Annotated in this window: 20 protein-coding genes; 15 read left to right on the plus strand and 5 right to left on the minus strand. The window is 63.8% G+C overall.

Annotated elements, in window-relative coordinates:
• Positions 1–48: 48 nt before the first annotated feature.
• Complete coding sequence (locus ABIC09_RS02000; RefSeq protein ID WP_148751746.1) at positions 49–369, minus strand: helix-turn-helix domain-containing protein; 321 nt, start codon at positions 367–369, stop codon at positions 49–51.
• Between the two features lie 344 nt (positions 370–713).
• Here ABIC09_RS02000 and ABIC09_RS02005 point away from each other — a divergent pair, with 344 nt between their 5' ends.
• The 3 genes from ABIC09_RS02005 (at position 714) to htpG (ending at position 4,267) form a co-directional block, all read left to right on the plus strand.
• Positions 714–1,364 (plus strand): spermidine synthase, encoded by a 651-nt coding sequence (locus tag ABIC09_RS02005; protein ID WP_354108226.1) that lies wholly within the window; start codon positions 714–716, stop codon positions 1,362–1,364.
• A 457-nt stretch (positions 1,365–1,821) separates the two neighbouring features.
• Positions 1,822–2,268: a hypothetical protein gene (locus ABIC09_RS02010; RefSeq protein WP_148751748.1), complete on the plus strand. Its 447-nt coding sequence runs from the start codon at positions 1,822–1,824 to the stop codon at positions 2,266–2,268.
• Positions 2,269–2,392: 124 nt separating this feature from the next.
• Entirely contained in the window at positions 2,393–4,267 is a 1,875-nt protein-coding gene (gene htpG / locus ABIC09_RS02015) for a molecular chaperone HtpG (protein ID WP_354082535.1), read from the plus strand.
• 12 nt (positions 4,268–4,279) lie between these two features.
• Here htpG and ABIC09_RS02020 read toward each other — a convergent pair whose 3' ends face one another.
• Entirely contained in the window at positions 4,280–7,414 is a 3,135-nt protein-coding gene (locus tag ABIC09_RS02020) for an efflux RND transporter permease subunit (protein ID WP_354108227.1), read from the minus strand.
• A gap of 426 nt (positions 7,415–7,840) precedes the next feature.
• On the opposite strand from ABIC09_RS02020, the gene ABIC09_RS02025 reads away from it, so the two are divergent.
• Entirely contained in the window at positions 7,841–8,131 is a 291-nt protein-coding gene (locus tag ABIC09_RS02025) for a DUF3551 domain-containing protein (protein ID WP_354032833.1), read from the plus strand.
• A 61-nt stretch (positions 8,132–8,192) separates the two neighbouring features.
• Here ABIC09_RS02025 and ABIC09_RS02030 read toward each other — a convergent pair whose 3' ends face one another.
• Complete coding sequence (locus ABIC09_RS02030; protein WP_354108228.1) at positions 8,193–9,173, minus strand: Bug family tripartite tricarboxylate transporter substrate binding protein; 981 nt, start codon at positions 9,171–9,173, stop codon at positions 8,193–8,195.
• A 223-nt stretch (positions 9,174–9,396) separates the two neighbouring features.
• Between ABIC09_RS02030 and ABIC09_RS02035 the strand changes: the two genes are divergently transcribed.
• From ABIC09_RS02035 to ABIC09_RS02060, 6 genes are all read left to right on the plus strand, one after another.
• Positions 9,397–11,211, plus strand: a complete 1,815-nt coding sequence (locus ABIC09_RS02035; protein WP_354108229.1) for a long-chain-acyl-CoA synthetase — start codon at positions 9,397–9,399, stop codon at positions 11,209–11,211.
• A gap of 152 nt (positions 11,212–11,363) precedes the next feature.
• The gene (locus tag ABIC09_RS02040) at positions 11,364–11,609 is read left to right on the plus strand and encodes an acyl carrier protein (RefSeq protein WP_008135396.1); all 246 of its coding nucleotides are present in this window, start codon (positions 11,364–11,366) and stop codon (positions 11,607–11,609) included.
• A complete protein-coding gene (locus tag ABIC09_RS02045) occupies positions 11,596–12,978 on the plus strand; it encodes a class I adenylate-forming enzyme family protein (protein WP_354108230.1) in 1,383 nt (460 codons plus the stop codon). Before ABIC09_RS02040 ends, ABIC09_RS02045 begins: the two co-directional genes overlap by 14 nt.
• A complete protein-coding gene (locus ABIC09_RS02050) occupies positions 12,971–13,693 on the plus strand; it encodes an SDR family NAD(P)-dependent oxidoreductase (RefSeq protein ID WP_354108231.1) in 723 nt (240 codons plus the stop codon). Before ABIC09_RS02045 ends, ABIC09_RS02050 begins: the two co-directional genes overlap by 8 nt.
• Positions 13,694–13,817: 124 nt before the next feature.
• A complete protein-coding gene (locus ABIC09_RS02055; protein WP_354032838.1) occupies positions 13,818–14,027 on the plus strand; it encodes a hypothetical protein in 210 nt (69 codons plus the stop codon).
• A 169-nt stretch (positions 14,028–14,196) separates the two neighbouring features.
• Positions 14,197–15,339, plus strand: a complete 1,143-nt coding sequence (locus tag ABIC09_RS02060; RefSeq protein WP_354108232.1) for a DUF3095 domain-containing protein — start codon at positions 14,197–14,199, stop codon at positions 15,337–15,339.
• Between the two features lie 131 nt (positions 15,340–15,470).
• Here ABIC09_RS02060 and ABIC09_RS02065 read toward each other — a convergent pair whose 3' ends face one another.
• Together ABIC09_RS02065 and ABIC09_RS02070 are read right to left on the minus strand one after the other, a co-directional pair.
• Positions 15,471–15,911 (minus strand): DUF2147 domain-containing protein, encoded by a 441-nt coding sequence (locus ABIC09_RS02065; protein ID WP_354108233.1) that lies wholly within the window; start codon positions 15,909–15,911, stop codon positions 15,471–15,473.
• 99 nt (positions 15,912–16,010) lie between these two features.
• The gene (locus ABIC09_RS02070; RefSeq protein ID WP_148751758.1) at positions 16,011–16,538 is read right to left on the minus strand and encodes a GNAT family N-acetyltransferase; all 528 of its coding nucleotides are present in this window, start codon (positions 16,536–16,538) and stop codon (positions 16,011–16,013) included.
• 210 nt (positions 16,539–16,748) lie between these two features.
• Between ABIC09_RS02070 and ABIC09_RS02075 the strand changes: the two genes are divergently transcribed.
• The 5 genes from ABIC09_RS02075 to ABIC09_RS02095 all read left to right on the plus strand — a co-directional run bounded on the left by ABIC09_RS02075 (position 16,749) and on the right by ABIC09_RS02095 (position 20,287).
• Complete coding sequence (locus ABIC09_RS02075; RefSeq protein ID WP_063985730.1) at positions 16,749–17,345, plus strand: superoxide dismutase; 597 nt, start codon at positions 16,749–16,751, stop codon at positions 17,343–17,345.
• A gap of 193 nt (positions 17,346–17,538) precedes the next feature.
• The gene (locus ABIC09_RS02080) at positions 17,539–17,787 is read left to right on the plus strand and encodes a hypothetical protein (RefSeq protein ID WP_148751759.1); all 249 of its coding nucleotides are present in this window, start codon (positions 17,539–17,541) and stop codon (positions 17,785–17,787) included.
• A gap of 2 nt (positions 17,788–17,789) precedes the next feature.
• On the plus strand, positions 17,790–18,545 hold the full coding sequence (locus ABIC09_RS02085; RefSeq protein WP_354032842.1) for a metal ABC transporter ATP-binding protein: 756 nt from the start codon (positions 17,790–17,792) through the stop codon (positions 18,543–18,545).
• Between the two features lie 6 nt (positions 18,546–18,551).
• The gene (locus ABIC09_RS02090) at positions 18,552–19,421 is read left to right on the plus strand and encodes a metal ABC transporter permease (RefSeq protein ID WP_148751761.1); all 870 of its coding nucleotides are present in this window, start codon (positions 18,552–18,554) and stop codon (positions 19,419–19,421) included.
• A gap of 2 nt (positions 19,422–19,423) precedes the next feature.
• Entirely contained in the window at positions 19,424–20,287 is an 864-nt protein-coding gene (locus ABIC09_RS02095; RefSeq protein ID WP_187434899.1) for a metal ABC transporter solute-binding protein, Zn/Mn family, read from the plus strand.
• The last annotated feature ends 25 nt before the right edge of the window (positions 20,288–20,312 follow it).

Consider the following 20,312-nt stretch of genomic DNA (forward strand, 5'->3'; position numbering starts at 1 on the left):
CGTGATCGCAGGGGGCCTCGATCGAGAAACCCATCTTGCCTCGGCGGGTTATCGCGCCCGTTCCAAAGTTCGCGGCGAAGAGGGCTTGGGCTGCTTCATGTTCTTCATTTTCGGCTTCGCGACGTGCTCCCTGAGGCGAACGCCTCGACCCCCGGCCGAGCTCGCAACGCCCGGATTGATCAATTCGATCCCGGCATTCTCCAGCGCAGAAACCAATTTCATCAGAGAATCGACGTTCCCACGGATAACTCCGTCACTCGCTTCCATGCGCTGAATGGTGGGGACTGAAAGGCCAGCGAGTTCGGCCGTCTGCCGCTGGTCTATATTCAGGAGCGCGCGAGCAGCCCTGAGTTGATTGGCCGTGATCATGAAATGGCGGCCTCCAGTGCGATCCTCATGCAGTATATTTACACCATCCAAAATCCAATTTCAAGCATCAATTTAGATGCACAATATATCAGTGACCGGATCGCGCACCGCCCTAAAGGGATAGAGGTCGGAGACTTGTATCGAATTTTTCTCCCGGAATGCGGAAACATTATCAGCGATAGTCGAAACAGTTGGCGCACCGCAAATTACATGATAAGAGATGTTTAATGCATGTGTTCTAATGCCCGCCGATTAAGGTCTTTGGTGTCGTGAAATTGTTGGGTCGTTATCAAGGGAGGAACGGACAGATCGATATCGTCGAATGTTCTTGGGATGGCACGCGCGTGTACTTCGAAGACGGCATCCGGCAAAGCCAGGCGACGCCAGACGGCGAAAGCGTCTTCACCTATGTGAAGCTCATGGACGAACTCTTGTCTCGGTCCGAACAGATCCTCGTCCTGGGTTGTGGCGGCGGAAATCTTGCGACACGCCTGTGGCGTCTCGGCAAGAGATTGACCATCGTCGACATTAACCCGATCAGTTTCGTGCTCGCGCACAAGTATTTCGATCTTCCGGACGAGTTGCCATGCATCGTCTCCGACTTTCGAAATTTCGTGTTCGATGACCGCGCATATTACGACGGCATTGCGATCGACGTTGGTGGACCGGGATTCCGTTTCACGGAAGAGTTTGATGCTGAGACCTGCGACGCCATCCGCGCCCGCTTGGCACCGGGCGGTCGGATCGTGATGAACGTATTGGTCGCCCACGACATTGATCCGACGCCCGACCGGATCGCAGCAAGGCTCGCCGGTGAAGAACTGCGGACATGGATTGTCGACGAGCAATTCATCGAGGATCGCAATGCCGTCATCGCCTGCATCCCCGAGAAGACCTTGGGTTCACGGGCGGCGCTCGATCGCGTGATGCGCCATAGCCATGAACGCTGGGCAATCCGCCGCGGAAGATTGCGAAGCCGCGATCTTGCCTGTTGATTGCGCTAATGTCTCAGCCTTGGGCTGACCGACGCGAGACGTGAATAACCGGCGTCCGACTCGTGTCCTCCCTGGGGGGACGGGTCGGACGCAAATTGGGATGCTCTCCGCAACGGTCGCGTGAACGTCGATCTGGAAAGATATACCCCTGGATGATCCGCCCTTGGGGGCGGAAGGTGGGGCGGAAATTTTGGTTGGCGAAATTTGCGCAGACAAAAGTAAGGCGCGACTGGCATCACCACAGTCGCGCCCTACATCGCCGGCTTATGGGGCAGGGGGGAATAGCCGGCTGCTGAGACGACTCCCCGGCGCAGGAGTCGTTCCAAGCGGCCTGCAAAAATTTTTCGCAGGCATTCTGTGGTTTCCGCACACGGTTAAGTGATCTTAACGTCCGGGAAACTCCGGCCCTCCGCTCGCGTTGTTCCCTTGACCGCCATGGGGCGAGGGGCCGACAGCTATGCCACAGATTCAAAAGGTATTTTTTCAAAAGGTATTCTTTGGTGCCGTCGCACTCGCCGCGACGCTTGGCGCCGTCCAGGTTGGCGCGGTGCAACTGGCCTCCGGCCACGATCTGGCCGACCGCTGGCAGGCGCTCGCCGAACAGCCGGCCCAAACCTCAGCTCGCAGCGTTGCTAGTCACGACGTCAATCGTGCCGGCAAGTCCGACCGGCTCGGCGACTTGAAGCCGGCGGCGGTTGCCACCCGCACCGTCTCGATGCGGCTGAACGATCTGACCGATACGTCCGTGCTGCTCCGGGTCCCCGCGGTGATCGAGACCGGCAACGCCAAGTCCGCTCCTACGATGCTGAAGCCGGGCCGCAAGCCGACGATCGCTTGCGAGCCGATGGTCAGCTCCCTGACCGAGGTCGCCAAGCTGCTGCAGCCCGGCCGCTGCGTGACCTGATCGGCCTCGTCCCACATGCAAAACCGGCCTCCCGCCGGGACGGCGGTCCTACATGTCCACTTGATCCCCTATCCCATCGCGTTATATCCCGGGTTTCTTCACTTTTGATTGACCGGGTAAACGCATGACGACGTCCGATACGGCCACGCACACGCAGCCTTTCCAGGCCGAGGTTTCCGAACTGCTGCACCTGATGGTGCACTCCGTCTATTCCGAGACCGACATCTTCCTGCGCGAGCTGGTCTCCAACGCCTCGGATGCCTGCGACAAGCTGCGTTACGAGGCGATCGCCAGTCCTGCACTGCTGGGTGAGGGCGACGCGCTCAAGATCCGGATCATCCCGAACAAGACGGCCACGACGCTCACGATCGCCGACAACGGCATCGGCATGGAGCGGCAGGAGCTGATCGAGCATCTCGGCACCATCGCCCGCTCCGGCACCAAGGCCTTCGTGTCGAAGCTGAAGGAGGCCAAGGACGGCCTCGGCCTGATCGGCCAGTTCGGGGTCGGCTTCTATTCCGCCTTCATGGTCGCCGAGAAGATCGTCGTCGTCAGCCGCCGCGCCGGCGAGAGCGATGTCTGGACCTGGACGTCCTCAGGCGGCTCCGGCTTCGAGATCGCACGCGCAAGCGACGAGGAGGCGGCCCGCGTGGCGCGCGGCACCGAGATCGTGCTGCACCTGAAGGACGATGCGAAGAAATATCTCGAGACCTACGAGATCGAGCGCATCGTTAGTGCCTATTCCGACAATATCCTCTTCCCGATCGAGCTCGTGCCGGAAGAGGGCGAGCCGCGCCAGATCAACTCGGCGAGCGCGCTGTGGCAGCGCTCGAAATCCGAGCTATCGACGGAGGACTACAAGAAGGCCTATCAGCAGATTGCCTCCGCCTTCGACGATCCTGCGATGACGCTGCATTATCGCGCCGAGGGCCGGTACTCCTACGCCGTGCTGCTGTTCGCGCCGTCGACCAAGCCGTTCGATCTGTTCGAGCCGAACCGCAAGGGCCGCGTCAAGCTCTATGTCCGCCGCGTCTTCATTACCGATGATGCGGATCTCTTGCCCGGCTATCTCCGCTTTATCCGCGGCGTCGTCGACAGCGAGGATCTCCCGCTCAACATCTCGCGCGAGATGCTCCAGAACAACCCGCAGCTGGTGCAGATCCGCAAGGCCGTTGCGACCCGCGTCGTCAACGAGCTCGAAACCCTCGCCGAGAAGGATGCGGAGAATTTCGCAAGGATCTGGGACGCCTTCGGTGCGGTGCTGAAAGAGGGCATCTACGAGGATTTCGAGCGCCGCGAGAAGTTGCTCGCGCTGTCTCGCTTCACCACCACCACCGGCGAGAAGCGCGCGCTCAAGGACGTCGTCGCCGATTTCAAGCCGAACCAGACCGAGATCTATTATCTCGTCGGCGACAGCATCGAGCGGCTGAAGTCCAGTCCGCGGCTGGAAGCTGCGACCGCACGCGGCATTGAGGTGCTGCTGCTGTCCGATCCGGTCGATGCGTTCTGGACCTCGATGCCGACCGAGTTCGAGGGCAAGCCGCTGAAGTCGCTGAGTCAGGGCGATCTCAATCTCGACCTGATCCCGCGCGTCGACGAGAAGGACGAGGCGAAGAAGGACGAGCCCGAGGCGGACGAGGCCGCCACCATCGCGGTGATCAAGGCGACGCTTGGCGAGCGCGTCAGCGATGTCAAGGCCTCGACCCGCCTCACCAGCTCCGCCTCCTGCCTCGTCGCCGACAGCCAGGGTCCGAGCCGCGAGCTCGAGCGCATCCTGGCGCAGCAGAACCGCGGCATGCGCACCAGGCCGATCCTGGAGATCAATTTGCGCCACCCCATGGTCACGGCGATCACCAGGGCGCAGGCCGGCTCGAAGACGGTCGACGATCTCAGCCTGCTCCTGCTCGAACAGGCGCAGATTCTGGACGGCGAGCTGCCGGAGGATCCCGCCGCGTTTGCCGCAAGGCTGAACCGGCTGGTGCTGCAGGGGCTGGGTTAGCGCGAGCCCAGCTCACTCCGCCGCGTCCTTCTGCTCTTCGCTCTCGGCCTCCGGCTTCGGCTTCTTCTCCATCCAGCGTGACAACGTGTTGGAGAAGCGGTCGAGGTAAAGGTAGATGACGGGGGTCGTGAACAAGGTGAGCGCCTGGCTGACCACGAGACCGCCGACCATGGCGTAGCCGAGCGGTTGACGGATCTCGGCGCCGGTGCCGGTGCCGAGCATCAGGGGGACGCCGCCGAGCAGCGCCGCCATCGTCGTCATCATGATCGGCCGGAAGCGCAGCAGTGCTGCCTGGCGGATCGACTGCTCTGGCGTCAGATGCTGCTCGCGCTCGGCGGCGATGGCGAAGTCCACCATCATGATGCCGTTCTTCTTGACGATGCCAATCAGGAGGATGACCCCGATCAGGGCGATCAGGCTGAAATCAAAGCCGAAGACCATCAGGATCGCGATCGCGCCGACGCCGGCCGACGGCAGCGTGGACAGGATGGTCAGCGGATGGATATAGCTCTCGTACAGCACCCCCAGCACCAGATAGACCACGACGAGTGCGGCGAGGATCAGCATCGGCACGGTGCCGAGCGACTGCTGGAACGCCTGCGCAGTCCCCTGGAAGCTCATTGACAGCGTCGGCGGCGCACCCATCTCGCCGACCGCGCGCATTACGGCGGCGGTCGCCTGTCCCAGCGCAACGCCCTCGGCAAGGTTGAAGCTGATCGTCACCGCCGGAAACTGGCTCTGGTGCGCGATCGCGAGCGGCCGCACCGGCTCGTTGGTCCAGCGACAGATGACAGAGAGCGGGACCTCGTCGCCGGTCAGCGGCGACTTGATGTAGAGCTTGTCGAGCGTGTCGAGCTTGCCTTGCAGCGCCGGCGTGATCTCGAGCACGACATGATAGCTGTTGGTCTGCGTGAAATATTGCGCCACCTGGCGTTGGCCGAAGGCGTCGTAGAGCGTGTCGTCGATCAACTGCGGCTGGATGCCGTAGCGTGCGGCGGTGTCGCGATTGATCGTGAGCTGCACCGTCGTGCCCTCGGTCTGCTGGTCGGTGGCGACGTCGCGAAGCTCCGGCAGGCCTCTCATCTCCGTCAGGATCTTCGGCGCCCATGCGTCCAATTCGGCGAGATTGGCGTCCTGGAGCGTGAACTCGAACTGGGTGCGGGTGGCGCGACCGCCGAGCCGTACGTCTTGCGAGGCCTGCATATAGAGGCGCGCGCCCTCGACCTTGGCGAGCTTCGGCCGCAGCCGCGCGATGATCTGTTGCGCATTGGCGTCGCGCTCCCCGAGCGGCTTCAGCGTGATATACATGCGCCCCGAATTGAGCGCCGTGCCACCCCCGCCGATGAACATCGCGATGGAATCGACGGCGGGGTCGGCCTGCACAATGGCATTGAGCGCCTCCTGCCGCCGCTTCATCTCGGCGAAGGAGATGTCCTGGGGCATTTCCGACACCGCGGTGAGGAATCCGTTGTCCTGCTGCGGGAAGAAGCCTTTGGGGATCAGGATGAACAGCAGCGCCGACAGCGCGACGGTGGCGAAAAAAACGCAGAGCGTGACGAGACTATGCCGCAGCGCGAGGTCGAGCCCGCGCTCGTAGGCGCCGAGCAGCCGCTCGTACAGCCGCTCGCTCCATTGGTAGAAGCGGCCGCCGCGGGCCTCGTGGCCGGAACGTAGAAAACGCGAGGCCATCATCGGCGTCAGGGTCAGCGACACCACGAGCGAGACGAAGATCGCCATGGACAGCGTCACCGCAAATTCGCGAAATAGCCGGCCGATAATGCCGCCCATCAGCAGCAGCGGGATCAGCACGGCGACCAGCGATATGCTGATGGAGACGATGGTGAAGCCGATCTCGGCCGCGCCCTTGTAGGCGGCGGTGACCGGGTTCTCGCCCCGCTCGACATAGCGCGTGATGTTCTCCAGCATCACGATAGCGTCGTCGACCACAAAGCCGACCGCGATGGTCAGCGCCATCAGCGAGAGATTGTCCACCGAGTAGCCGAACACCCACATCAGCGAGCAGGCCCCGAGCAGGGCCAGCGGCACGGTGATGCTCGGGATGATCGTGGCCCAGAAGCTGCGCAGGAAGATGAAGATCACCATCACCACCAGCGCGATGGTGATCATGAGCGTGATCTGCACCTCGTCGACCGCGGCGCGGATGGTGATGGTGCGGTCGCTGATGATCTTGATGCTGATCGCGGGCGGGATCGCCGCGATCAGCCGCGGCAGCTTCTGCGTGATGCGGTTGACCGTCTCGATGACGTTGGCGCCTGGCTGCTTGAAAATGACGAGGAACACGCCGCGCTTGCCGTCGGCCCAGGCAGCGGTCTTCATGTCCTCCGGTCCCGACACCGCCTCGCCGATGTCGCGAATCCGCAAAGGCGCTCCGTTACGATAAGCGATGATCACATCCTGCCACTGCGTAGCCTCGAGCAGCTGGTCGTTGGCGTAGACAGTGTAGGCGCGCCGCGTGCCGTCGATGTTGCCCTTCGGGCTGTCCGTGGTCGCAACCGCGATCTGGCTGCGCACGTCCTCCAGCGACAGGCCCTTGGCGACCAGCTTGGCCGGATCGACCTGGATGCGCACCGAGGGCTTCTGCTGCCCGCCGACAAACACCTGCGCGACACCCGGAATCTGGCTGATCTGCTGCGCAAGCTGGGCGTCGGTAAGGTCGCTGACGGTGGTCAGGGGCAGCGTGTCGGAAGTTGCCGACAGGATCATGATCGGCGAGTCCGCCGGGTTGACCTTGCGATAAGTCGGCGGCGAGGGGAGGTTCTTCGGCAATTGGCCGCTCGCTGCGTTGATCGCAGCCTGCACGTCGTTGGCGGCGGCATCGATCAGGCGATTAAGATCGAACTGGATGGTGATCGATGCCGAGCCGAGCGAGCTCGTCGACGTCATCTGCGCGATGCCCGGGATTTGCGCGAGCTGGCGCTCGAGCGGCTGCGCCACGGAGGAGGCCATGGTTTCGGGGCTACCGCCGGGAAGCGACGCGGAAACCTGGATGGTCGGAAAGTCGACCTGCGGCAGCGGCGCAACCGGCAGCAGAGGGTAGGCCACGAGGCCAACGAACAGGATGCCCGCCATCAGCAGCGAGGTGCCGATCGGATAGCGGATGAACGGAGACGAGAAGCTCTCTTGCATGCTCTGGGACCAAAGGTGGGCCAGCGCATCTTCTCCCCGCGCACGGCGGAGCCGCGCTCAAAAGCCCGAGCGCGAATGTGCGTTTCCTCCAGCCCATATGTTTGTTGATTGCCCTGGAACGTCATCGGGCCTGGGCCAGCGTTGTGATCGAGAGACTAGTCCGTTCGCCCAGACCTGCGAACGGATTCCTGCGCCGGTGGCGTGCGACCTTGGTCGAAGGATGGTTGTACGGAGATATGCGTTCAGTGCGGGTCGGGCACGGAGCGCCTTCACCGTTTCGGATCGTTACGGCGCCGTGTCGGATCGTTTTTGATGCTTGTCACAAGCGGGAGAGGTATGAGTAGGAACGATCGCTTCTTTCGCGCCGTTGTGCCATATCGAAATGGCATAACGCCTGCCGTTGCTACCAATTCGAGGAAATGTCCGATGCGCCTGCCTCTCCTGACCCTCACCGCCATTGCCACGCTGTTCGTTGCGGCAGATGCCAGGGCCCAGACCTATGATCCGCGTTACCCGGTGTGCATGCACAAATACACGGGTGGTGGCGGCGGCTTGGGTGGTGGCGGCGGCGGCGGCTATTTCGACTGCAGCTTCACTTCGCTGGAGCAGTGCCGCGCCACGGCATCGGGCCTCGCGGCCAGCTGCGACGTCAATCCCTATTACGCTTTCGATAAGCCGCCGCCCCCGCCACGCAGGCGTCATAAGCAGGTGTACTGACGGATTGTGATGCGGTCGTCCGGGATGACGATCCGCTTGCTTGGCGCGTAGAAGCCGCGAGCTATTCTTTCCTGATCCCCGACAGCTCCACCACCTTGCGCCAGCGCTCGGTCTCGGCGGTCAGCATGCCGCCGAACGCGCCTGCATTGCCGTGCAGCGGGATCGCGCCGAGCTCGGCGAGGCGCGCCTTGATCCCGGCGTCGGACAGCGCCGCGTCGACCTCGCGATTGAGCAGGTCGACGATCTCGCGCGGCGTGTCGTAGGGAGCGCCGACGCCGTAGAACGAGGATGTCTCGTAACCGGAAAGTGTGTCGGCGATCGGTGGCACGTCAGGCAAAATCTCCGAGCGATCGCGCGTGGTGATGCCGAGCGCGCGCAGCTTGCCGGTGCGCACCAGCTCGAACGACGAGGTGACGTTGTCGAACATGCCCTGGATCTGCCCGCTCATCACGTCGGTCAGGCCCGGCGCGGAGCCGCGGTACGGCACATGCGTGAACTGGACGCCGGCCATCGACTTGAACAATTCGCCGGAGAGATGCAGCGAGGTGCCGATGCCGGAGGAGGCGATCGACATCTTGCCGGGATTGGCCTTGGCATAGGCGATGAAGTCGGAGCCGCTCTTCACCGGCAAATCGTTGTTGACGACCAGCACCAGTGGAATGCGCGCAACGCCGGCGACCGGCGCGATGCCCTTGGCGAAATCGTACGGCAGCGCCGGATCGAACGAGGCGTTGATCGCATTCGCTGTCGAGGTCAACAGCAGCGTGTAGCCATCTGGCGCGGACGTGATCACCGCCTGTGTGCCGATATTGCTGCCGGCGCCGGGTTTGTTCTCGACCACGAAGGTCTGGCCGAGCCGGTCGGACAGCCGCTGGCAGATCAGACGTGACAGCACGTCGGTGGCGCCGCCCGGTGCATAGGGCACCACCCATTTCACGCTGCGCGACGGATAAGACGGATTGCCGATCGCGAAGGCGCGCGGAGCGATGAGCGTGGCCGCGGCACAGGCGGCGGTCTGAAGGAAATGTCGCTTGGTGATCATCGCAGCCTCCAGTTCGTCTTGCGGCGAAGGGGACGCGCACAGCACGCCCGAAAGTCTGGATTTGCTATCGCAAGAATCGCTCCAGGCCGCACGACGTTCCCGTCGGCTTGGTAAAGGATGATCGCAGTTAATCGAGAGCTAACCGAGTTTTACCTTGTCTCTTAACACCTGGGCAGGACGCGCGAGCTAAGTTGCCGGGAACAAGCAGATACCGCCCGAAAGAATGAACGGCATGACCACCGGCCTCATCGAGCAAACGAAAGCCGCGCGCGCGCCCTCGGCTTCAAAGATCTGGCTGAAGGCGATCGAGCTGACTGCGCGGATCGAGACGCGGCCGGGCCGCCTCTTCGCCGACGTCGTCGACGATTGGGCACGTCGCCAGCCCGACCGCGTCGCGCTGGTCACGGACGATGCCAGCCTCGACTATGACGGCCTGTCGAAGCGCATCAACCGCTATGCGCGCTGGGCACTCTCGGCCGGCGTCGCCAAAGGAGATACTGTCGGCCTGATCATGCCGAACGGCATCGATTATGTCGCAGCCTGGCTCGGCATCAGCCGCGTTGGTGGCGTAGTGGCGCTGATCAATACCAAGCTTGTCGGGCAGTCTCTCGCGCATTGCGTCGATGTCGCAAAGCCCTCGCATATCATCGTCACGCATGAGCTCGTGGACACGCTGGAGAGCGCGGGGCCGCATCTGAACACCGACGCCAAGATCTGGACCCATGGCGATGCTCGCAGCGCGCGCGCGATCGATGTTGCGCTTGCCGCGCTCGATGATGGGGCGCTGTCGCCGGAGGAGCACGGCGATGTCACCATCGATGACCGCGCGCTGCTGATCTACACCTCCGGTACCACCGGCCTGCCGAAGGCCGCCAGCATCAGCCATCGCCGCATCCTCAATTGGGGTTTCTGGTTCGCGGGTCTCACCGGCGCGACGCCGCAGGACCGGCTCTATGATTGCCTGCCGCTGTTCCACTCGGTTGGCGGCATCGTCGCGCCGTGCAGCATGCTCGCCGCCGGCGGCGCGGTGGTGATCGCGGAGAAATTTTCGGCCTCGAACTTCTGGCCCGACATCGTGCGGCACGACTGTACGCTGTTTCAGTATATCGGCGAGCTCTGCCGCTATCTGCTCAAGGCGCCGCCGTCGGAATACGAAAACCGTCACCGCCTGCGACTGGTCTGCGGCAATGGCCTGCGCGGCGATATCTGGGAGGATTTCCAGGGCCGTTTCGCCATTCCCAGCATTCTTGAATTCTATGCCGCGACCGAAGGCAATTTCTCGCTGTTCAACGTCGAGGGCCAGCCGGGCGCCATCGGCCGCATCCCGCCGCTGCTTGCGCATCGCTTTCCCGCAGGCCTCGTCAGGCTCGACCCCGACACCGGCGCGCCGCTGCGCAATGGCGAAGGCTTTTGCATCGCCTGCGCACGCGGCGAGGCGGGTGAGGCCATCGGCCGTATCGGCAAGGCGGACGAGGGCGGTGGCCGCTTCGAGGGCTATACCGATGCCGGTGAGACCGAGAACAAGATCCTTCGCGACGTCTTCGCCAAGGGCGATGCCTGGTTTCGTACCGGCGATCTGATGCGGCTCGACGACAAGGGCTTCTTCCACTTCGTCGATCGCATCGGCGATACCTTCCGTTGGAAGGGCGAGAACGTCGCGACCTCCGAGGTCAACGACGCCGTGCGCGATTTCACCGGCGTGGTGGATGCCACCACCTACGGCGTCAGCATCCCCGGCGCCGACGGCCGCGCCGGCATGAGCGCGATCGTCGTGAACGAAGGATTTGATATCGCCGCACTGTCTGCCTATCTCGCGCAGCGGCTGCCGGCCTATGCCCGCCCGGTCTTCATCCGCATCTCGCGCGAGCTCGATGCGACCGAGACATTCAAGCAGAAGAAGGGCGAGCTCGCGCGCGCGGGCTTTGACCCGGATGCAATAGAAGACGCGATGTTCATGCTCGAGCCGAGATCCGGCGCCTATGTCGCGCTCGATTCCAGGGCTTTTGCACAGATCGTGGACGGTACGATCAGGCTGTAGCCGCGGCAAAATCGAGAGATAGGTCCAATTTTATCTGAATTGTCCAAGAGGCCATTTACTTCTGTCGGGTAAACAAGCGGCCATAGGGAGGCGGTCATCATGAGCCGCCGCAAGACATACGATCGATTAACTAAGTAAGAGGCGAGCCAGCCATGTCGGTACGATCCAAGGTCATTGAAGCGATTCAGCAGATCGCTAGGGAACAGCACGTCACGCTTCCCGCACTCTCGGACGATCTGTCCCTGCACGAGACGGGCTTCGACTCGCTCGCCTTCGCGATCCTGGTCGCACGTCTCGAGGACGAGACCGGCGTCGATCCCTTCACCATTTCCGAGGACGCAGCGTTCCCCGCCACCGTGGGCGATTTCGTGCGGGCCTACGAAAATGTCCCCGCGTGAGATCTTTGCGCTCCGTGACCATCTCGGCGCGGAGCTGAAGGGCCGCGACCTGTCGGATGCGCACCATGTCGTGTCGCTGACCGATATCTTGTCGCAGACCGTCCTCGGCGGCAGCCTGCGCGAGCTGTCCGGCCGCGCGGTGTTGCTGAAGCTGTCGGACCAGCTCCGGTCGGGCCTCGCCATGATCGAGCTCGACGGTATCGTCCGTCGCATGTTGCTGTGCCCGCCGGATCTCGACCCGGCGCATCTGGACGCCCTGATCGCAGATGCCGGGATCGATGCTGTCGTCACCGACGAGCCTGATCGCTGGACCGCGACCGCCGTGTCGCTGGTCGTTACTGCACAATTGCCGCTTCAATCCACCGCGCCTGCGCAGACCGAGCGCGCGACCGAATGGCTGATGCTCACATCGGGCACATCGGGCGTGCCGAAAATCGTCGGCCATACGCTGGAAGCGCTCACGGGCGCTATCGTCGCCGAAGGCCCCGCCAAGGGCCCCGCGCCGGTCTGGGCCACGTTCTATGACATCCGGCGCTATGGCGGCCTGCAGATCTTCCTTCGCGCCGTCCTCTCCGGTGGCTCGATGGTGCTGTCGGACCCGCACGAAACGCTCGCCGATCACGTTGCCCGGCTGAACGCGCGCGGGGTCTCGCACATCTCCGGCACGCCGTCGCACTGGCGCAAGCTCCTGATGAGCGGCTCCGCCGCGCAGTTTGCGCCGGGCTATGTTCGCCTCTCCGGGGAGATCGCTGACCAGGCGGTGCTCGACGGCCTCAAGGCGGCGTTCCCCAATTCCTCCGTCGGCCATGCCTATGCCTCGACCGAGGCTGGCGTCGGCTTCGCCGTCAACGACGGGCTCGAAGGTTTTCCGGCGAACTATCTCGGCAACCGTAACGGCGTCGAGATGAAGATTATCGAAGGTTCGCTGCGGATCCGATCGACGCGCACGGCACACGCCTATATCGGCCGTAACGCGGCTGCGCTCACCGACGGCGACGGTTTCGTCGATAGTGGCGATATCGTCGAACTGCGCGGCGACCGCTATTATTTCGTCGGCCGCCGCGGTGGCATCATCAATATCGGCGGGCTGAAAGTTCATCCCGAGGAGATCGAGGCGGCGATCAACCGTCATCCCGACGTGCGGATGTCGCGGGCGAAATCGCGGCGCAGCCCGATCACGGGCGGCATCGTCGTCGCCGACGTGATCCTTGCCGACGGTACCGACCAGGCGCGCACGAAGGAAATTCGTGACCAGATCCTGGATCAGTGCCGCGCGCAGCTGGCGTCCCACAAGGTGCCGGCGGTGGTCCGCTTCGTCGAGGCGCTCGACGTCACCCCGGCCGGCAAGCTGGCGCGTACCGATGCATAATGTTCTCGTCACCGGCGGCAGCCGCGGCATTGGCCTTGCGATCGGCACGCGCCTGGCCAGCACCGGCTACAACGTGATCGCGGCCGCGCGGCGCGAGAGCGACGAGCTCAGGGCCGCGATCGCCGGGTCCGAAGGCCGGCTGCACTTCCGCGCCTGCGACCTTGCCGTGATCGATGCGATCCCCGCTTTCGCAAAGCTCGTGCGCGATGAATTCGGCCCGACCTACGGCCTCGTCAACAATGCCGGCCTCGGCACCGAGGGCCTGCTCGCCACCATGCACAATTCCGAAATCGAGGCGCTGGTGCAGCTCAACGTGCTGTCGCCGATCATCCTCACCAAATATGTCGCGCGCCAGATGATGGCGGATGGCGCCGGCCGCATCATCAACATCTCCTCGATCATCGCGACGACGGGCTATAACGGCCTCTCGGTCTACGGCGCAACCAAGGCCGCCGCCACCGGCTTCACCCGATCGCTCGCGCGCGAGGTCGGCAAGCTCGGCATCACCGTGAACGCGATCGCGCCGGGCTTCATCGACACCGAGCTCACGCACAATCTCTCCGACGAAAGCCGCAAGCGCATCGCCGGCCGCAGTGCGCTGCGGCGATTGCCGGAGACCGGCGACATCGCGCGCATGGTGGAATATCTGCTCGGCGAGGGCGGCCGCAACGTCACCGGCACCGTGTTCACGATCGACGCGGGCAACACGGCGTAAAGGAACTCCGTTGCCACAATTGAGTTGATCAGGCCCAATGACATTTCACCGGATCTGGTCGTAAGATGCGCCGCAATCGATTGGGTTACGTCAATCGATCTGCCCTAATCGAGAGGAGCAGTCCATGGTCGCGTCAAACATGACCGCTTCAAATCAAGGCCGGATCGAACAGTCCCGCGCGAAGCCGGAGGACGTTCACTGCCCCCCGATGACGCATCAGAATTCCGGCGACCACGGCCACGAAATGCATCCGCAGCAATTTGTGCGGCTGGTTGGCTGTCACAACGCCCCCGCGGATGTATCGCGCAAGCATGCGGACGAGAAACTGCATTAGCTTGCGTCCCGGCAGATTGCCTGCGAACAGTGCTCGGGTGGCAGGCGCCGCATCTTGTTGTCATCCCCGTTTCAGCCAATGATGCGCCGTTGTTCGGGCGAGCCGGCAGGCGAACCCGGATCGATCCCGCCCCGTATCTGTTCTCGTGCAAACCTGACCAGCTCCTGCGATGACAGCCGCATCCTTTTATGGCGCCATACCCGTCTTCCGCGGCTTCACCAGCCTGATGGAGCCCAAGCTCTATTCCCCGCTGCCGGAGGACTGGAGCGTCGGCGTCGCCGACATCGTCGATTCCACCAAGGCGATTGCGGCGCAGCGCTACAAGGCGGTCAACATGGCTGGGGCTGCCGTGATCGCTGCGGTGACGAATGCGCTGGAAGGACGCGAATTTCCTTTCGTGTTCGGCGGCGACGGCGCCAGTTTTGCGGTCGCGCCGGCCGATCTCGATGCTGCACGCGAAGCTTTGGCTGCAACGGCGACCTGGGTTCGGGAAGACCTCGATCTCAAAATGCGTGTCGCGCTCGTTCCGGTGAGCGCCATCCGCGCGACAGGTCTTGACGTGCGCGTGGCGCGCTTCGGTCCATCGGCCAATCTGTCCTATGCGATGTTCTCCGGCGGCGGGCTCGCTTGGGCCGACGCCGCGATGAAGCGCGGCGAGTTCGCCCTCGCTGAGGCGCCCTCAGGCACGCAACCCGATCTCTCCGGCCTGTCCTGCCGCTTCGAGGTGATTCCGGCCTCGCGCGGGTTGATCCTGTCGGTGCTGGTGATGCCGGCAGGTGGCACCGATCCGCAGGCCTTCCGCAAGGTGATCGAGGACATCATCCATCTCGTCGAGCGCAGTCCGGATTCCGGCCGTCCGGTGCCACCGCAGGGGCCGCCGCTGAAATGGCCGCCGCAGGGCCTGGACTACGAGGCGCGGGCGATCCGTGGCGGGTCGTTGCTCAAGCGCCGCGCCGGTCTGCTCGCCTATACGTTTTTCGTCTATGTCCTGATGCGCTTCGACATCAAGGCCGGCGGCTTCCTGCCGAAGGTCTACAAGCGCCAGGTCGTCGAGAATTCCGACTTCCGAAAATATGACGACGGTCTGCGCATGATCCTCGACTGCACGCCGGAGCTCGAGTGCGCCTTGAGCGATCGTCTTGCGACCGCTGCGCGCGATGGCGTCGTGCGCTACGGGCTTTATCAGCAGGATGCCGCGATGATGACCTGCTTCACGCCCTCGGCGCTGCGCAGCGACCACGTGCACTTCATCGACGGCGCGCGCGGCGGCTACGCCTCTGCGGCGACGGCGCTCAAGGCGATGGTGGCCTGAAATCACTCTCTTGCCCCGGACGCAGCGCAGCACGTAGTGATGCGATGCAGAGCCGGGGCCCATCGTGGTGTGTCCCGGCTCTGCGAGGCAGCGCTTCGCGCTGCATCGCGTCCGGGACACGAGGGAGCGGATCAGCGTCCCGCCCGCGTCCAGGTCTCGCCGCCGCAGAGCGCGCCGACGCAGCCTTCGACGCGCAGCGTCGCTGTGCCCGACACCGAGACGCTGCTCGCATAGGTGCTGCCGTCATCGGCATTGTAGATCTGGCCCGACCATTTGTTCGGCCCTGCGGGCTGCATGCCGGAGAACAGCGGCAGGCCGATCATCGGGCGCCTGGCGAGCGCGGGATTGGGATTCTTGCTGTCGGTTGCGGGCTGCCCGGTCGCAGTGTCGGTGGGCTCGCGCAGCCAGACGATGACACCGCAGATGCCGCCGCCGCATTTGCTGATCTTCACGCGGGCATCGCCAGCCTGGGTGAGCCAGGTCCCGCTCGCGTCAGCACTTTGCGCATGCGCGGCCGTCGCGCCGGACAGCGCAGCCAGGAGGACGGAGAGGACGGCGAATCTGCGGGACATGGAGGGGCCTCGGAATGGAGGCGTCTCCATAGCAGCAAATTAGAATCGTGCAACGCCTGATGGAATCACATTGCTGGTTCATTTGCCCCAGCGAATGTTTCACCACGGCAGGCCGCAGAGGTCGATGGTGCCGAGCGTCGGCGCACGGACGATGTCGAACACGTAGGGCGCCATATGCGTGAAGTGGACGCGGCCCTCCGGCTGCTCGCAATAAATGTCGCCGGTGAAGGCGCGCCATTTGCGGGCCTCGTAGAACGCGACATTATGCGGTTCGCAGAACAGGATCGCGAAGCGAACCGCCTCGTTGGCGCGCATGGTGTGCACCGCCGCGTCGATCGCCATGGTCGCATAGCCGCGGTTGCGGCGATCCTCGCGCGTGCAGACGCCGCCGATGCCGCCGACGTGCGCTTTCTGTCCATTCCAGCTGATGGTGCGGAAATAGATGCCGACGTGGCAGACCAGGCCATCCTCGGGCGTCTCGATCAGCACGCGCAGATCGGCATGGGCCCATTTGACGTGGCTCCAGGACGGCTGCTCGGCGGCGTCGCGTCCCCAGACTGCGCTGAGCAGCGGTTGCGCGATCGGCCACGCGGCGTCGCCGTTCAAAATGTCGATCTCGATGCTCATGGCTTTCGCAGCTCTGCTCCGTGACGCATTCGTTCTGCCATAAGCACTTCAAAGGCAATGATATTTTTCGAGGACATGAAAGCTGTGCAATCGGGCCATGCTGTCGCAATCGCGCCTTTTCGCAAATTGACGGTATTTAACGGCGTAGGAACCTTCTATAAGGGGTGACCGTTAGAGAACACGTTCCCCACCAGTTGCGGACAAGAACCCATGACATTCACGCTGCCCCCCCTCCCTTACGCCTATGACGCCCTCGGCCAGTTCATGTCGAAGGAGACGCTGGAATTCCACCACGACAAGCATCATCAGGCCTACGTCACCAATGGCAACAACGCGCTCAAGGGCACCGAATGGGAAGGCAAGTCCCTTGAAGAAATCGTCAAGGGCTCGTTCGGCAAGAACCCCGCGGTGTTCAACAACGCCGGCCAGCACTACAACCATATCCACTTCTGGAGCTGGATGAAGCCCAATGGCGGCGGCACCAAGCTGCCGGGCAAGCTCGAGAAGAAGATCAACGAGGACCTCGGCGGCTTCGAGAAGTTCAAGACGGACTTCCAGGCGGCCGGCGTCGGCCAGTTCGGCTCCGGCTGGGCCTGGCTCCAGGTCAAGAACGGCAAGCTCGAGATCGCCAAGACCCCGAACGGCGAGAATCCGCTGGTGCACGGCGCGACCCCGATCCTCGGCGTCGACGTCTGGGAGCACTCCTACTACATCGATTATCGCAACCGCCGTCCCGACTATCTCAAGGCATTTGTCGAGAACCTCGTGAACTGGGAATACGTCGAGTCCCTGTTCGACAAGGCCTGAGGCTTTACTCCGCCATTCCAGGATGCTGCGTTAGCACCAGACTTGGAATCTCGAGATTCCGGGTTCGGCTTCGCCGCCCCGGAATGACGGAAACAACAGAGGCGGTCGCTCACGCGGCCGCCTCTTTGCTGTGTGGAATCGCCCTGCGTGACGGCCGTGGACAAGCGTAATGTTATAATATAACGTTCTTGGCATGGTTCCCGCCGCGTCCCACGCCCATCATCCCGCCCATGCTCATGGCCACTCCCATGGCCATTCTCATGACCACGGGCAATCGCACGGACACGACCACACCCATGCCCATGTCCACGACGCGGCCTCTCCGCACCCAGCCCAGGACGCGCCCTGGTCGATCCTGCGCATGACCGTGGCCGGCCGCCTCGCAGCCGCTGTCGCCGTCTGCGCCGTGCTCTGGGGTGTGGTCTGGCTCGCGATGAGGTGACCATGGCAGCGCTTCACTTTCACAACGTCACGCTCGGCTATGACCGCCATCCGGCCGTGCACCATCTCAACGGCGAGGTCGCGTCCGGCGCGCTGGTCGCCGTGATCGGCCCGAACGGCGCCGGCAAATCGACGCTGCTGCGCGGCATCGTCGGCATCCTCAAGCCACTCGACGGCAGTATCCATCTCGGCGGGCTCGATGCCAGGGACATCGCCTATCTGCCGCAGAGCGCCGAGATCGACCGCACCTTCCCGATTTCGGTGTTCGATTTCGTCGCGACCGGGCTGTGGCGCGCCACCGGCTTGTTCGGCGGCATTGGTAAGCCGGCGCGTGAAAAGATCCTAGATACGATCGCTTCCGTTGGCCTCAACGGTTTTGAGAACCGTCCGATCGGCACGCTCTCGGGCGGCCAGATGCAGCGCGTGCTGTTCGCGCGCGTGCTGCTCCAGGATGCACGCCTGATCGTGCTCGACGAGCCTTTCAACGCCATCGACAGCAAGACGACGGCCGACCTGCTCGCGCTCGTGAAGCACTGGCACGGCGAAGGCCGCACCGTGCTGGCCGCGCTGCATGACATGGAGATGGTGCGCACCCATTTCAGTGAGACGCTGGTGCTGGCCCGCGGCCCGGTGGCGTGGGGCCCGACAGCGGAGGTGCTCACGCCCGAAAACCTGCTGGTCGCGATGCGGATGTGCGAAGCCTTCGACGACAGTGCGGCGGCCTGCGCGGCCGACGATGCTCGCTCGCGGGCGGCGTGATCCCAGATGGTCTATGACGCGCTGATCGGTCCGTTCACCGAATTCGAGTTCATGCGGCGAGCGCTTGCCGCGGTGATCGCGCTGTCGCTGGCGGGCGCGCCGATCGGCGTGTTCCTGATGCTGCGGCGGATGAGCCTCGTCGGCGACGCCATGGCGCACGCAATCCTGCCGGGCGCCGCCGTCGGCTTCCTGCTCTCCGGCCTCAACCTGTTCGCGATGACCGCTGGTGGCCTGATCGCCGGCTTTGCCGTCGCAATCCTCGCCGGCGTGGTCGCGCGCTCGACCGGATTGAAGGAGGATGCCTCGCTTGCAACCTTCTATCTGGCCTCGCTGGCGCTCGGCGTCACCATCGTGTCGATCAAGGGCACCAATATCGACCTGCTGCACGTGCTGTTCGGCAACATCCTCGCGATGGACGATCAGACGCTGCTGGTGGTCGCCTTCAACGCCACGGTCACACTGCTGGTGCTGGCGGTGATCTACCGCCCCCTGGTGATCGAGAGCGTCGATCCACTATTCCTGCGCACCGTCAGCCGCGCCGGCGGCCCCGCGCATCTCGCCTTCCTCGCGCTCGTCGTCATCAACCTCGTCAACGGTTTTCAGGCGCTCGGCACTTTGCTGGCGGTAGGCCTGATGATCCTGCCGGCGGGCATCGCGCGGTTCTGGTCGCGCGATCTCACGGTGATGATCTGCATCGCGGTCGTCGCTGCCGCCGTCTCGGGCTATGCCGGGCTCGTGCTGTCGTTCCAGACCCGCGTGCCGTCGGGCCCTGCAATCATTCTGGTGGCGACGGTGTTCTACATCGTCTCCGTCCTGTTCGGCCGCGTCGGCGGCATCGTCCGGCAGCTGTTTCCCGGCCGGCATCTGGAAGCGTGACGATGCGGCGCCTCCTGCTTTGCGTGCTTCTGCTGATCGCCTCGCCGTCACACGCCGCGGAGCGGCTCAACGTCGTCGCCAGTTTCTCGATCCTCGGGGATTTCGTCCGCGCCATCGGCGGTGACCGCATCAACATCACGACGCTGGTCGGCCCCGACAGCGACGTCCATGTCTACACGCCGGCCCCATCCGATGCGAAGCGGATCGCGGACGCAAAACTCGTCATCGTCAACGGGCTCGGCCTCGAGGGATGGCTGCCGCGCCTCGTGCAGTCCTCCGGCGCCAAGGCACAGGTGGTGACCGCGAGCGCCGGCATCGCGCCTTTGAAGCTCGGCTCGGCCGCCGATCCGCACGCCTGGCAGTCAGTCCCCAATGCCAAAGTCTACGTGGCCGACATCACCAACGCGCTGGCCGCCGCCGACCCGGATGATGCCGATCTCTTCCGGACCCAGGCAAAAGCCTATCTTGAAAAGCTTGACGCTCTCGACCGCGAGATCCGCGAGGCCGTCGCCAAAATCCCGCCGGATCGGCGCAAGGTGATCTCGACCCACGACGCCTTCGGCTACTTCGCCGCCGAATACGGCGTCCAGTTCATAGCGCCCTTAGGGGTCTCCACCGAAACCGAGCCCAGCGCTCGGGATATCGCGGCCATCATCGGCCAGATCAAGGCCCAGAAAATCCCGGCGGTGTTCCTGGAAAATATCAGCGACGACCGGCTGATCCGGCGGATTGCGGCCGAGACCGGCGCAAAGGTCGGCGGGACCCTGATTTCGGACGGTTTGACCGGCGAAAAGGGGCCTGCACCCACTTACATTGACATGGTCAGGCACAATATAAAGGCGCTGACCAGCGCGCTTGACCACTAGGGCAGGGGGCCACCCCGCCTCGCGT

The organism is Bradyrhizobium sp. S3.12.5 (assembly GCF_040548225.1).
In the GTDB taxonomy this organism is placed as follows: Bacteria; Pseudomonadota; Alphaproteobacteria; order Rhizobiales; family Xanthobacteraceae; genus Bradyrhizobium; species Bradyrhizobium cytisi.

Excerpts from the sequence above, each read along its gene's own strand:
- ABIC09_RS02000 (WP_148751746.1), bottom strand. The coding sequence starts at position 369 with ATGATCACGGCCAATCAACTCAGGGCTGCTCGCGCGCTCCTGAATATA.
- ABIC09_RS02010 (WP_148751748.1), top strand. The coding sequence starts at position 1,822 with ATGCCACAGATTCAAAAGGTATTTTTTCAAAAGGTATTCTTTGGTGCC.
- htpG (WP_354082535.1), top strand. The coding sequence starts at position 2,393 with ATGACGACGTCCGATACGGCCACGCACACGCAGCCTTTCCAGGCCGAG.
- ABIC09_RS02020 (WP_354108227.1), bottom strand. The coding sequence starts at position 7,414 with ATGCAAGAGAGCTTCTCGTCTCCGTTCATCCGCTATCCGATCGGCACC.
- ABIC09_RS02025 (WP_354032833.1), top strand. The coding sequence starts at position 7,841 with ATGCGCCTGCCTCTCCTGACCCTCACCGCCATTGCCACGCTGTTCGTT.
- ABIC09_RS02030 (WP_354108228.1), bottom strand. The coding sequence starts at position 9,173 with ATGATCACCAAGCGACATTTCCTTCAGACCGCCGCCTGTGCCGCGGCC.
- ABIC09_RS02035 (WP_354108229.1), top strand. The coding sequence starts at position 9,397 with ATGAACGGCATGACCACCGGCCTCATCGAGCAAACGAAAGCCGCGCGC.
- ABIC09_RS02040 (WP_008135396.1), top strand. The coding sequence starts at position 11,364 with ATGTCGGTACGATCCAAGGTCATTGAAGCGATTCAGCAGATCGCTAGG.
- ABIC09_RS02045 (WP_354108230.1), top strand. The coding sequence starts at position 11,596 with ATGTCCCCGCGTGAGATCTTTGCGCTCCGTGACCATCTCGGCGCGGAG.
- ABIC09_RS02050 (WP_354108231.1), top strand. The coding sequence starts at position 12,971 with ATGCATAATGTTCTCGTCACCGGCGGCAGCCGCGGCATTGGCCTTGCG.
- ABIC09_RS02055 (WP_354032838.1), top strand. The coding sequence starts at position 13,818 with ATGGTCGCGTCAAACATGACCGCTTCAAATCAAGGCCGGATCGAACAG.
- ABIC09_RS02060 (WP_354108232.1), top strand. The coding sequence starts at position 14,197 with ATGACAGCCGCATCCTTTTATGGCGCCATACCCGTCTTCCGCGGCTTC.
- ABIC09_RS02065 (WP_354108233.1), bottom strand. The coding sequence starts at position 15,911 with ATGTCCCGCAGATTCGCCGTCCTCTCCGTCCTCCTGGCTGCGCTGTCC.
- ABIC09_RS02070 (WP_148751758.1), bottom strand. The coding sequence starts at position 16,538 with ATGAGCATCGAGATCGACATTTTGAACGGCGACGCCGCGTGGCCGATC.
- ABIC09_RS02075 (WP_063985730.1), top strand. The coding sequence starts at position 16,749 with ATGACATTCACGCTGCCCCCCCTCCCTTACGCCTATGACGCCCTCGGC.
- ABIC09_RS02080 (WP_148751759.1), top strand. The coding sequence starts at position 17,539 with ATGGTTCCCGCCGCGTCCCACGCCCATCATCCCGCCCATGCTCATGGC.
- ABIC09_RS02085 (WP_354032842.1), top strand. The coding sequence starts at position 17,790 with ATGGCAGCGCTTCACTTTCACAACGTCACGCTCGGCTATGACCGCCAT.
- ABIC09_RS02090 (WP_148751761.1), top strand. The coding sequence starts at position 18,552 with ATGGTCTATGACGCGCTGATCGGTCCGTTCACCGAATTCGAGTTCATG.
- ABIC09_RS02095 (WP_187434899.1), top strand. The coding sequence starts at position 19,424 with ATGCGGCGCCTCCTGCTTTGCGTGCTTCTGCTGATCGCCTCGCCGTCA.